Source organism: Streptomyces endocoffeicus (assembly GCF_016741935.1).
Taxonomy (GTDB): domain Bacteria; phylum Actinomycetota; class Actinomycetes; order Streptomycetales; family Streptomycetaceae; genus Streptomyces; species Streptomyces endocoffeicus.
Window position 1 is genome coordinate 303,098 of the sequence record NZ_JAERRG010000010.1, and the last position, 12,419, is coordinate 315,516.

Below are 12,419 nucleotides of genomic sequence, written 5' to 3' on the forward strand. Positions count from 1 at the left end.
CGGCGGTGTGATCCGGTGCGCGACGGCGGCGGCCGGTACGACGGCGGCCGATGCGACGGCTGGTACGACGGCGGCGGCCGGTGCGCGTGGTGGACGCGCACCGGCCGCCGCCCCCTTACGGCTGTGGGCCGGGGGCTGGACTACACCCCGCGCACCTGGGCGATCTTCCGCCCGGCCTTGAGGTAGACCGCGCCGGAGGCCCCCGTGAGCCCGGCGGACGCCAGCGTCTCCGCGACCACCTCGGCCAGCGGGCGCACCGCCTGGGCCTCGGGCAGCACCACCGACTCCTGGCCGCCCTCGGTCTCGATCACCAGCCGCAGACCGTTCTGCTTGGCCACCCGGCGGGCGGCCGAGGCGCTGGGCTGGAACTCCAGCACCTTGCTCAGCACGGTCGCGATGGACTCGGTGCCGTGTTCCTCGGCGTCGACCACCGGCGTCTCGACGTCGGTGAAGCTCTTCTTGGAGAACTGGGCGACGAAGCCCGCACGGGCCGCCATCGCCTTCTCGAGGCCGTACAGCGCCGCCACCACCTCGCCCGCCAGGACCTTCTTCAGATCCATCGGGTGCAGCGACCGCTCCTCGACCCGGGCGATCGAGGCGGCGATCTCGGTGTCCGTCCACTCGGTCCATGCCTCCAGGTACGGCTTCATCAGCCGGTCCGGAATCGACATGATCTTGCCGAAGACATCGTCGGCGGTCGCGGAGAGCGCCACATAGTTGCCCTTGGACTTGGACATCTTGGCGCCGGTGCCGTCCGTGCCCTCGATCAGCGGCATCGTGACCACCAGCTGCGGCCGCTGCCCGCGCAGCTCCATCAGCTTGCGGCCCATCTGCAGATTGAGCAGCTGATCCGCACCGCCCAGCTCCACATCGCACTCCAGGGCCACCGAGTCGAGGGCCTGCGCGATCGGGTAGAGCAGCTCGGACATGGTCAGCCCGGAGCCCGCCGCCAGCCGGTTGCGGAAGTCCTCGCGCTGCAGCAGCTGGGAGACCGGCACCTGGGAGAGCAGCCCCAGCAGCTCCGGGAAGGTGTACGGCGCCAGCCACTCGCTGTTCTGCCGGAAGTTGACCTTCTCGAAGTCGAAGAACGGCCGGACCTGGTCCTGGTAGCCCGCGAGGTTCCGGGCGATGTCCTCGTCGGTCAGCGGCGGGCGCTCCGCCGTACGGCCCGACGGGTCGCCGATCTTGGCCGTGAAGTCGCCGATCAGCAGTGTGACGTCATGCCCCATGCGCTGGAAGCGGTTGAGGATGATCATCGGGACCACATGGCCGAGGTGCACATCGGCGGCCGTCGGGTCGATGCCCAGCTTGATCGCCAGGCCCTGGCCGGCGCCGCGGCGCTCCTCGATCCGCTTGGCCAGCTCCGCCACACCGGGCAGGATCTCGACCGTACGGGACGCGATCAGCTCGGCCTGCTCCGTCGGCGACAGATCCGTCAGGTCGATATAGCGCCGCGAGCCCGTCTCCTCGAGCAGCCGCTCGACGGTCTTGTCGGAGGAGAGGTCCTGGCTGAGGAGCTCGCTGGCGCGGGCGACGGATTCGCCGAGGCGTGTCATGGCGTTCCTGGTGATAGACGAAACGGATATGGATGGATCCGAAACGGTCGCTTCGGATGGGCCTGGACCAGTCTATTCGGCTCCTCACACCCCCTTGCTGACCGAGCTCATATTGAAGTCCGGAATGCGCAGCGGCGGCACCGCGGCGCGGTTGAAGTAGTCGCTCCACTCCCGCGCCAGCGTCCGCTCGGTGCGGCCCGCCTCGGTGGCGCGGGCGAGCAGACCCACCGGCGACTCGTTGAACCGGAAGTTGTTCACCTCGCCGACCACCTCGCCGTTCTCCACGAGATAGACGCCGTCCCTGGTCAGCCCGGTGAGCAGCAGCGTCGCCGGATCGACCTCGCGGATGTACCACAGGCAGGTCAGCAGCAGCCCGCGCTCGGTCGACGCGACCATCTCCTCCAGCGAGCGGGTGCCGCCCGCGTCCACGATCAGGTTGTCGACCGCGGGGGCGAGCGGCAGCCCGGTGAGGGCGGAGGTGTGCCGGGTGGTGATCAGCTGCTGCAGCACCCCGTCCCGGACCCAGTCGGTGCCGGACAGTGGCAGACCGTTGTCGAAGACCGACGTGTCGTCCCCGGACGAGTGCGCGATCACGAACGGCGCCGCCTCAAGCCCCGGCGCGGCCGGGTCGCTGCGCAGTGTGAAGGGCAGCTCGGACAGCTTCTCGCCGACCCGGGTGCCACCGCCCGGCTTGCTGAAGACCGTACGGCCCTCCGCCGCGTCCCGGGCCGAGGACGACCACAGCTGGTCGATCAGCAGATCGGCCACCGCGCTCGGGGGCAGCAGCGTCTCGTAGCGGCCGGCCGGCAGCTCGACCCTGCGCTCGGCCCAGGCGAGCCGCCGGGCGAGCTCGGCGTCGATCGCGGCCGGGTCCACATCGGTGAAGTCCCGGGTGGCCCGCCCGGCCCAGGCCGAACGCGTCCGGTCCGGTGACTTGGCGTTGACCTCGAGCGTGCCGGTGGGCTGGTCATGGCGCAGCCGCAGCCCGGTGGAGCTGCCGAGATAGCTGGAGACCAGCTCATGGTGGGCGAATCCGTACAGCTCCCGGCCGCCCGCGCGGGCCCGGGCGAAGGACTCGCCGAGGGCGGGCGCGAAGCCGGCGAACACCTCGGAGGAGGTCACCGCGGGGGAGTCGGCGAAGCCGGGGGAGACCGCCGCGCCCGGATCCCGCTCCACCAGCGGCTGGGCGTCCTCGGCCGGCTCCGCCTCCCGCGCCGCCGCCTCGGCGGCCCGGACCAGCGGCTCCAGCTCCTCGGCGGTGACCGCGGACCGGGACACCACGCCCGAGGCGGTGCCCTGCCCGCCGTTCACGGTGGCCACGACGGTCAGGGTGCGGCCGCGGGTGACGCCGTTGGTCGTCAGGGCGTTGCCCGCCCAGCGCAGATTGGCCGTCGAGGTCTCGTTGGCGATCACCACACAGCCGTCCGCGCGGGACAGCTCCAGGGCGCGCTCGACGATCTCATGGGGCTGCACGCTCATCGTCCGGCCTCCTGGGTGGTGTTGAGGATGTTGACGCCGCGGAACAGCGCCGACGGGCAGCCGTGCGAGACCGCCGCGATCTGCCCGGGCTGGGCCTTGCCGCAGTTGAAGGCGCCGCCCAGGACATACGTCCGCGGGCCGCCCACGGCCGTCATCGAACCCCAGAAGTCGGTGGTGGTGGCCTGGTAGGCGAAGTCGCGCACCTGCCCGGCGAGAGCGCCGTTCCTGATGCGATACGCCCTCTGCGCCGTGAACTGGAAGTTGTACCGCTGCATATCGATCGACCAGGAGCGGTCGCCGACCAGATACAGACCGTTCTCGACATCCCCGATCAGCTCCTCCGTCGAGGGGCCACCGGGGGCGGGCCGCAGCGATACGTTCGCCATCCGCTGCACCGGCACATGGCCCGGCGAATCGGCGAAGGCGCAGCCGTTCGACCGCTCGAAACCGGTCAGCCGGGCGATCCGGCGGTCCAGCTGATAGCCGACGAGGGTGCCGCCCTTCACCAGGTCCCAGGACTGGGCGGCCACGCCCTCGTCGTCGTAGCCGATGGTGGCCAGCCCGTGCTCGGCGGTCCGGTCCCCGGTCACATTCATCACCTCGGAGCCGTACTTCAGCTTTCCGAGCTGGTCGAAGGTGGCGAAGGAGGTGCCCGCGTACGCCGCCTCGTAGCCGAGCGCGCGGTCCAGTTCGGTGGCGTGGCCGATCGACTCATGGATGGTCAACCACAGATTGGACGGGTCCACCACCAGGTCGTACGACCCGGCCTCGACGGATGGCGCGCGCATCTTCTCGGCCAGCAGCTCCGGGATCTCCGCCAGCTCCGCGTCCCAGTCCCAGCCGCCGCCCGCGCCGGGCCCACCGGTCAGATACTCCCAGCCGCGCCCGACCGGCGGAGCCAGGGTGCGCATCGAGTCGAACTCCCCGCTCGCCGGATCCACGGCCACGGCCGTCAGTTGCGGGTGCAGCCGCACTCGCTGCTGGCTGGTCACGGTGCCCGCCGTGTCCGCGTAGAACTTGTTCTCCTGCACGGTCAGCAGCGACGCGTCCGCGTGCGCGACCCCATCGGCCGCGAGCAGCCGCCGGCTCCACTCGGCGAGCAGTCCGGTCTTGTCGGAGTCGGCCACATCGAACGGGTTGACCTCATACGAGGACACCCACGTCTTGTCGGCGTGCACCGGCTCGTCCGCCAACTCCACCCGCTCATCGGACCCGGCCGCCTCGATCACCTTGGCCGACAGCTTCGCCATCGCCACCGCCTGCGAGGCCACTCGCGCGGCGGCGTCCATGTTCAGATCCACCCCCGACGCGAACCCCCACGCCCCGGCGTGCACCACCCGTACGGCATACCCCAGGTCGGTGCTGTCGGCCGCCCCCGCGGGCTTGGCATCCCGCAACCGCCACGCGGCACTCCGCACCCGCTCCAACCGGAAGTCGGCATGCTCGGCCCCGAGCGCCCGAGCCCGCGCGAGCGCCGCGTCGGCGAGCGCCCTCAGGGGCAGCGCGAGGAAGGACGGATCAATCTCGTGCGCCACGGGCGACTCCCCTTCGTCGGTTCTGTCGATGATGTTGTCCGTCGGCAGTGAACCATGTCGCTACGACATTGGGCGCGGTAATTGCCACCGGCCCGCCGGGTCGAGGTCGCCGCCCTCGGCCTCCGGCCGCACCGCTCTGTTCTATGAAGACGACAAGGGCCGCCCCGGTTGCCCGGGGCGGCCCCCAAGGGTGGGTGGTTACGCGCCGAACTCCTCAGCCGTGAGACGGTCGATGAACGCGTCCCACTGGCGTATGGAGAAGGCGAGTTGTGATCCGTGGCGGTCCTTGGAGTCCCGTACGTGGACGGTGTCGGCGGTGGCGGCCACCTCGACGCACATGCCGCCCTCACCGCTGCTGTAGCTGCTCTTGAACCACGACAGTTCGATGTCGTTGTCGTTCACGTTTCTCCCCGCAGTTTCTCGATGAAGTCCAGCGACTCCCGTGGAGTGAGAGCCTGGGCCCTGATGATCCCGTAGCGCTGTTCGAGGGTGCGGACCGCTTTGCGATCCGTCAGCAATCTGCTGATGTCCTGGGCCTCTACGTAGGCCATCATCTGGCGCCCCTTGGGCTCCAGCAAGGCAAAGGGGCCGCCCGCTCCGGCGTGCTCTTCCAGCCCCGTCGGCATGACTTGAAGATCTACATTTCGCATCCGGCCGATGTGCAGCAGATGTTCCAACTGCGCGCGCATCACCGGTGTTCCGCCGCACGGTCGGCGCAACACCGCCTCCTCGGTCACGAAGCTCATGATGGGCGGGGGTTGCCGAGTGATGAGTTCCTGCCGTGCCAACCGGGCGGTGCCCCGCTGCTCGATGATCTCCTCGCCCAGCATCGGGCGTTGCATCGTGAAGACAGCGCGGGCGTAATCGCCGGTCTGGAGCAACCCGTTGATCACCTGGTTCTCGTACGCGTGGAACTCGACCGCCTGCGCCTCCAGCCGTGCCGCGCCCCGGAAGAACGCCGGGAGCTGTACGTTGGCGACTTCCTCCCTGGCCGCCCGCAGCACTCCGAACGCCTCCAGCGCCTCGTCCGCCGCGTCCAGGAAATCCGGCTGGGGCACTCGACGTCCCTGCTCGACCGAGGAGACCTGCTCCTCGCTGTACCCGATCGCCTCACCCAACTGTGCCTGTGTGAGCCCCGCCCGTTCGCGGAAGAGCTTCACCTGCCTGCCGATGCACTTGACGATGTCACCCGCCATGACCCACCCACCTCCTTGCGCGAGAACGCGCCCCTTCCCCTCGGCGTCACGGCGGTCCTCCCGTACGGGCACCGGCCGTGCCCGTACCGCGACCCTGCGTACCCGCCGCCCGTCTGGTCAGGCTAGGCGCGCTTCGCCACGCTCGGTGACGTGAATGGCGAAAATCCCCCTGGCGGTACGTTCGAGATGTTCTTCACCTCTTCGCGGCGCGGTGCCCGGCTCGCCCGGCGCCTCGTCGTTCGCAGACTGGAGGAATGGGGCATTGCCCGCGACAGTGACGCCTCGCAGAGCCTTGCGGTGATCGCGGGGGAACTCACGGCGAACGCCGTGAGCCATGGGCACGTGCCCGGTCGGCACTTCCATCTGCGGCTCAGCGTTCAGCCGCCGCCCGGTCCCGATGGCCGTCGGGCCCCTGCCTCGGCCCGTATCGAGGTGTCCGACGCCCGCGACGAGCGGCGTCCTGTGCTCCGTGACCAAGGAGACGAGGCGGAGGGCGGACGCGGGCTGCTGCTCGTGGACGCGCTGGCCTCGAAGTGGGGAGTGGCCGAACGAGGCGTCGGTAAGACGGTGTGGTGCGAATACGCTCTCGCGTCCGAGGAGTGCCGGTCGCAGCAGGTCACGGGAGACACTGGAGTCGGCGATGCGCGATGATGGGGGCACAGACGAGCAGGTTCGCGGTGGTGAAGGGGCGTCGGCCGTGGAGTACGGTCGTCTACGGGGAATCGCGGAGCGGCTCGCCGAGCACGCCCCCGACCCGTTCCGGGGCTATGAGATCAGTGGTGACGAGATCGTCATGATGATGTCGACCTCGCGTCCGCACGAGTTCATCGCTTTGCGTATCCGCCAGCAGCTTGACCGGAAAATCCCATCTTTTCTGGTCGCTCACACGGGCGGTGAGGTGGAAGATTCCTCTCTTGGGAAACTTCGGCGTCCTGATCTGATCGTCGTTCCCGACGCGGTGTTCGCCGAGAACACGATGGCGCCGTTCCATCCTCGAGATGTCGCTCTGGTCGCCGAGATCGTCTCGCCGTCGAATCACTCCACCGATTATGTCGAGAAGATGCACGACTACCCGGCGATGGGTATCCCGCTCTATCTTCTCGTCGATCCACGGAAGGGCACGATCGCGGCCCTGTCCGATCCGGGGCCCGGGCTCGGCGGGGAGGGCTCCCGTTACCGCACCCGCAGTGATTACGCCTTTGGCGACGAGGTGACCATTGGTGACTGGACACTCGCCGCCACGGATCTGCGGACCTATCCCGAGGACCGTTGACCTGCTGACCGCCGTCGGCGGTCGGCAATCGCTCGCTCCACTCGGCGTTCAACCGATCTCGACGTGTGTCGCTGTCGACTGATCGAAGTAGGAGACACGCCAGGTCTCGTCGAGCTCATCTCGTAGGCGGCGAGCCAATCCATGTCCCCGTTCAAAGAAGCTTTGCTCTGCCTCTTCCGAAGCGAATCCGGAGGTTATCGGGTCATCCCGGTTGTAGGTTGCCTCGTACTCGTCCCCCCAGCGATCCAGATCCTCGATGAGCTGTTTGCTGAGAAGAAGCGATTCGGGTGCTACGTTATCCAGCCCTTGTTCAGTCACGACCCATACGGGATGGCACTCGTAATCTACGGAAAGACGCACCGTATGCTTCGCTGTGAAATTCACAGGTTGTGCCAGGCGTGATTGCATGCGCCGCGACACTCTGTTTCTCTTCGCCGCGTGTCAGCAACTGCGAACGTCGAGAGAAGAATGCGGAAGGACTTTATGTACTCGTTTGGTGGGAGATTGATGATCTTCCCCATCTGTTCGAGGATTGGTTCTCGGACAATCAAGACAGCAGGGGTCATCGTCGGCTTCACCCCCGACTGCGCCAGGCCGTTTCGTCCATCCTCTGCTGTTGCGTGCGCCTGCATCGAATATCGAACCACCTCCTTCAGCACAGCCCGCTGCTCGGCCTGGTCCAGCGAACCGAACCAATTCGCGGCCTCGTCCATGCCGCGTAGACCTTGGGCAACCTCATTGATCATTCGCTCGGACTCATTCATGTGATCACCCGCTCCCTGGCTCGAATACGACATACGGCTTATCCTTTTCCAGCTCTGCATAGTCTGGCCGGTTTGGATTATAAGTCTGCCAGAAGTCTCGGCCGCGCCCACTGCCTTCACCGTCACCCGTTCCTCTTGGTAGAGAATTCTGGACGCTGTGTCGAGTCCTGGACGGGCCGGATAGGATGTAATCCCAGTCAGATGCAGGGTTGGCTGTTCCTCCCGCGCGGCTTCCAACCACAATGATGGGCTGCCCTGCTTTGTCGGCAGCATTCTGAATTCGCCGAGCATCGTTCGGGCTTATGCCCGCCTCTGATGGCGTTCTAGATCCTGGACCACTCCACTTATCGCCGCACTCCGGTGCGAGGCCGAAGGGATCGGCCCACCTGTGGGGATTGCGGATGTAGGACGCCGGGTTGGGGGCGGGTGCGAGGCCCAGAGGATCAGGGGAGGCGTATCGCGCTGTTTCGGGGTCGTAGTGGCGGAAGTAGTTGTAGTGCAGCCCCGTTTCCGGGTCGGCGTATTGGCCCGGGAAGCGGAGGGGGCAGTCGGTTGATCCGGGTGGGGCGGGGAGGGGGGTGCCCCAGAGGGTGGTGCGGTGTTGCCAGGCCAGGGTGCCGTCGGGGGTGACCAGTTCGGTGGGGGTGCCGATGAGGTCGGTGATGATGGCGTAGAAGCGGGCGTCGTATTCCGATTGGGCAGTCGTCTCGGTCAGGCGGCGGAGAAGCGATGAAGCTTCCTCCACTGGCTCACGCGATGGGCGGTGCTCGGTCTGGGCTATCGGGCGGTGGGTTCCTGGGGCGTAGTCCCAGGTTGTTGCCACGCCCTCCGGCGTGAGTTGTTCTGCCAGCCTCGTGCCGTCCCAGGCGAAGTCCACCGATTCGGCGACCGTGCCGTTCTCGGCCAGGCGCTGCTTGGCCGTGCGACGGCCCAGTGGGTCGTACGTGTAGTGCCAGCGTTCGCCGTCCGGGGTTGTCGCGTCCGTCAGGCGGTCTTCGGCGTTCCAGGTGTAGGTCCAGGTGCGGGTCTGGCCGTTGAGGAGTTTGCGGGTGCGGCGGGTGAGGCGGCCCTGGGCGTCGTGTTCGTATAACGTGCGGCCCGCGCGGTGGATCACCGTGCCGGTGAACTCGCGGTCGCCGGGAGCCTCGTGGCCCGGGGCCGTGGCGTGCGTCAGGTTGCCCGCCGCGTCGTAGGCGTAGGTCTCGGTCCAGCCGTGGGCGTGGACCGCTGTTACGCGGCCGACCGGGTCCAGGTCGAAACGGCGGGTCCCGGACGTCAGCTCGCGGATCTCGGTGAGGTGGTCGTCCGGGCGGTAGGCGTACGCCCGGTGCTGGATGAGGGCGTTGGCCGGGCCGGTGACGGTCTGGCCCGTCATGCGGTCCAGGGCGTCCCACCCCTGGGTCAGGGTCACGTCGTCGCCGAAGGCGCGTGTCGTCTCGCGGCCCGCCGCGTCGTACCCGAAGTGCAGGGAGTTGCCGGCCGTGGTGAGGGACAGCGGCCGGCCGGCCGCGTCGTACGTCCACGCCGAGCGCAGACCGCTCGGGGTGATCCGCTCGGTGCGGTTGCCCGCCGCGTCGTACGCGTATGACGTCGTACGACCGCCCACCGTCTCCGTCCGGACCCGGCCCCGCCCGTCATACGTGCGGTTCAGCTCCGTGTCCGGGTTCGCCGCCCGCGTCAGGCGGCTCGCCGCGTCGTACGCGAACGTCGTCTCCGTGCCGTCCGCCGTGCGGGTGGCGACCGTGCGGCCCAGCGCGTCACGCGTGTAGGCCAGCGCTTCGCCCGCGCCGTTCTCCCGGGATATCAGGCGGCCTGCCGCATCGTGCCGGTAGCTGAGCGTGCGGCCGTTGAAGTCCGTTTCCGCGGTGACCCGCCCCGCCTCGTCGTACGTGTACGTCCACGTCAGGCCCTGCGGGTTCGTGATCCCGGTCAGGCGCAGCTCGGTGTCGTACGTGAAGGCGTACGTCGCCCCGTCCGGGTCGGTCCGCGTCGCCGGGAGGTCGAAGTGGGTGTGGGTGTGGCGGGTGGTGTTGCCCGCGGGGTCGGTGTGTTCGGCGAGGTTGCCCTCGGCGTCCCAGGCCCAGGTCTCGCGGCTGCCGTCCGGCCGGGTGCGCCAGGCGGGTTTGCCCTCGATGGTCCAGCCCTGGCGGGTGACATGGCCCAGGGGGTCGGTGACGCGGGTGATACGGCCATGGGTGCCCCGGCGGACGGTGGTCGTGTTGCCCAACGCGTCGGTGACCTCCACCGGCAGGCCCGCCGCATCGCACACCACGGTCACCGCATGGCCCAGCGGATCGACGACCGAGGTCAGGTTCCCCGACTCGGCATAGGCGTAGTGCGTCTCCGCGCCCATCGGGTCCGTCGTCCGGACGCGGTTGCCCCGGTCGTCATAGGCGTGGCGCCACACCGCGCCGTCCGGTTCGCACACCTCCAGCGGCCGGCCGTCCCCGTCGTACCTGGCCGTGGCCGACGTGCCGTCCGGGCGGTCGACGCGTATGAGGTTGCCGGAGTCGTCGTACGCGTAACGCGTGGTGTGGCCCAGCGGGTCCGTCACCGACAGCGGCAGGCGGCGCGTCTCCGAGTCCCATTCGGTGCGGGTGGTGTGGCCCAGCGCGTCGGTGCGGGACACCGCCCGGTACGCCTCGTCGAAGACGTAGGTGATGCGGTGGCCGAGCGAGTCCGTGTAGACGGTGGTGCGGGACGCCTCGTCGTAGTGGAAGCGGCCGGTCATCATGTCGTCCGAGCCGATGGTGCGCAGCACCCGGCCCCGGTGGTCATAGACGTACCCGAAGCTGGTGCCGTTGCGGTCGGTCCATGAGGTGATGCGGTGCTGGTCGTCGTAGGTGAACCGCATCGGCTCGGCGGCGGAGTTGAAGACCTCGGTCAGGTCGCCCGCGCCGTTGTAGCCGAAGGACACCAGCGTGGTGCCCCTCTCGGCGGCGCCGACGCCCAGGAGCCGCAGTCCGGTGATGCGCGCGAGCTCCGGATCGGTGTCGATCGCGATGCGATACCCGCCGGAGTGCGCCACCTCGCGCGGGGTGCCCTCCTCGTCGTAGGTGAACGTGATGGACCGGCCATTTCGGTCCTCGATCACCTCGAGGGGAGCTCATTGCCGTTGCCGCCCAGCGGAGTGAAGTGCAGCGTGCGGCCCCGCTCGGGAATCTCGATCCGCATCGTGCCGCCCGCCGCGCCGTCCCAGCGCAGCGGCCAGCGCGGGCCCCGCGCCGGATAAGTGTCCTCCCCGGGCGTCGGCACCCCGTAGCGCAGCACCATCCCGTCGGCCGTGACGAACACGATCCCGTCCGCGTCCAGCTCCAGCCGCTGGTCGAGCGTGGCCGCCCAGGTGCGGCCGAACCAGCCGCCGCAGGTGTGCCCGGAGACGAAGGTGCGCTCCAGGACCAGGGGGAGCGCCCCGGGCAGGGACACATCCGTGGCCGGCAGGACCATCTCGCCGGTCGCGACGTCGACCGGGTCGTCCTCGCAGTCCCTGTCGTGGGTGTGCCGGTCGTGGGTACCCTCGCTGTCCGCCCGCCCGGACGCCTCGCCGTCCCGGCCCAGGACCTTCTTACGGGCCGCCAGCCGCTGGGCGGCGGTCTGGCCCGTCCGCAGCTCCTTGCGCAGCGCGCTCGCGCCGCCCGTGGCCAGGGCGAGCAGCAGCGACGGGGTGATCTCGCCCGCCGCGCGCAGCGGGTCCTTGGACCACATGTCCCAGTTCGTGACCGCCTTCGCGAACTCCTTGGGGTGCTGGGCCGCGTACGCCGCGCCGTCCACCATGCCGGCCAGCTGCATCGCGAAGCCCTGGGCGTCGCCCTTGAGGAGCGAGGCGGGGAGCTCGGCCATGCCCAGGATGCCGTAGTGGGCCTTCCACAGCCCGTCCTTGAGGCCGTCCCCGACCTTCTGCCAGTTGCTCGGCTTGTTCGGGGCCTTCTCCGCCGCCTTGTCGATCTTCTTCTTGGACGCGTCGACGACCAGCTGCAACTCCTCGATCAGCTTGTCCAGCCGACCGACACACCCCTCCATCGCGGCGATGCCCGGATCGGTCTCCGAAGGCTTCTCCGGCAGCTGCTCGTCGCCGCGCGTCACCGCGTCGTTGTACGACTCGACCTTCTTGCCGTACGCCTTGGACGCCGCCCGCGCCGCGTCCGCGTCCTCGATGATCGGCTCACACCGCTTCTGCACCGACCGCAGCTTGGTGGTACGCCGCCAGCGCACTCGCCGCATGGGTGAACTGGTCATGGCCCGAGGTCAGTTCCTTCGGCAGCCGGTCGACCGACTTCCGGAACTCGTTCGCCCCCTTGCCCGACCAGTCCGCCAGCTCCAGCGGCCGCAGCTTGTCCTTGCCGTCCTGGAAGGCCCCCGCGTACGCGCGCAGCTCCAGCACCAGGTCGTCGATGTCGTCCGGATTGCCGGGGATCAGATCCTTGGGCTTGGCGTCCTCCGGTATCCGTATCTGCGGTGGCCGCCCAGCGTCCGGATCGCCCATCAGTTCTCCTTCGAGGGGGTCACCGGCTTTGGCCGGTGGGGAGCCGGTGGGGAATCGAAGGCCCCTTTGGAGGTCGGCCCGGTATAGCCGGGGCGGCCGGTTCACACGTATGTGTGAGGTTCGGGAGACCGAT

9 protein-coding genes and 1 pseudogene are annotated in these 12,419 nt (G+C 68.9%); 2 read left to right on the forward strand and 8 right to left on the reverse strand.

Annotated features, from left to right (window positions below):
• Positions 1–140: 140 nt before the first annotated feature.
• The 5 genes from tyrS to JK364_RS25745 form a co-directional block, all read right to left on the reverse strand.
• Positions 141–1,556 (reverse strand): tyrosine--tRNA ligase, encoded by a 1,416-nt coding sequence (tyrS, locus tag JK364_RS25725; protein WP_201853624.1) that lies wholly within the window; start codon positions 1,554–1,556, stop codon positions 141–143.
• 84 nt (positions 1,557–1,640) lie between these two features.
• Entirely contained in the window at positions 1,641–3,035 is a 1,395-nt protein-coding gene (locus tag JK364_RS25730; RefSeq protein WP_201853626.1) for a metallopeptidase TldD-related protein, read from the reverse strand.
• Entirely contained in the window at positions 3,032–4,570 is a 1,539-nt protein-coding gene (locus tag JK364_RS25735) for a TldD/PmbA family protein (RefSeq protein WP_201853627.1), read from the reverse strand. The genes JK364_RS25730 and JK364_RS25735 overlap by 4 nt, the downstream gene beginning before the upstream one ends.
• A gap of 198 nt (positions 4,571–4,768) precedes the next feature.
• Positions 4,769–4,972 carry a DUF397 domain-containing protein gene (locus JK364_RS25740; protein WP_201853629.1) on the reverse strand — a complete coding sequence of 68 codons (204 nt, stop codon included), beginning with the start codon at positions 4,970–4,972 and terminating at the stop codon, positions 4,769–4,771.
• Positions 4,969–5,766 (reverse strand): helix-turn-helix domain-containing protein, encoded by a 798-nt coding sequence (locus tag JK364_RS25745; protein WP_201853630.1) that lies wholly within the window; start codon positions 5,764–5,766, stop codon positions 4,969–4,971. Before JK364_RS25745 ends, JK364_RS25740 begins: the two co-directional genes overlap by 4 nt.
• Positions 5,767–5,916: 150 nt before the next feature.
• On the opposite strand from JK364_RS25745, the gene JK364_RS25750 reads away from it, so the two are divergent.
• Both JK364_RS25750 and JK364_RS25755 read left to right on the forward strand, forming a co-directional pair.
• Positions 5,917–6,417, forward strand: a complete 501-nt coding sequence (locus tag JK364_RS25750) for an ATP-binding protein (RefSeq protein WP_307841382.1) — start codon at positions 5,917–5,919, stop codon at positions 6,415–6,417.
• Entirely contained in the window at positions 6,407–7,039 is a 633-nt protein-coding gene (locus JK364_RS25755) for a Uma2 family endonuclease (protein WP_230992456.1), read from the forward strand. The genes JK364_RS25750 and JK364_RS25755 overlap by 11 nt, the downstream gene beginning before the upstream one ends.
• A 48-nt stretch (positions 7,040–7,087) precedes the next feature.
• Here the strand turns inward: JK364_RS25755 and JK364_RS25760 are convergent, their stop codons facing one another.
• From JK364_RS25760 to JK364_RS57095, 3 genes and pseudogenes are all read right to left on the reverse strand, one after another.
• Positions 7,088–7,447, reverse strand: coding sequence for an immunity protein CdiI family protein (locus tag JK364_RS25760; RefSeq protein ID WP_451640079.1), 360 nt, complete (start codon positions 7,445–7,447; stop codon positions 7,088–7,090).
• Positions 7,420–7,803, reverse strand: coding sequence for a DUF5958 family protein (locus JK364_RS25765; protein ID WP_201853632.1), 384 nt, complete (start codon positions 7,801–7,803; stop codon positions 7,420–7,422). Before JK364_RS25765 ends, JK364_RS25760 begins: the two co-directional genes overlap by 28 nt.
• 4 nt (positions 7,804–7,807) lie before the next feature.
• Positions 7,808–12,286 (reverse strand): annotated as a pseudogene (locus JK364_RS57095) (putative T7SS-secreted protein).
• Positions 12,287–12,419: the final 133 nt, after the last annotated feature.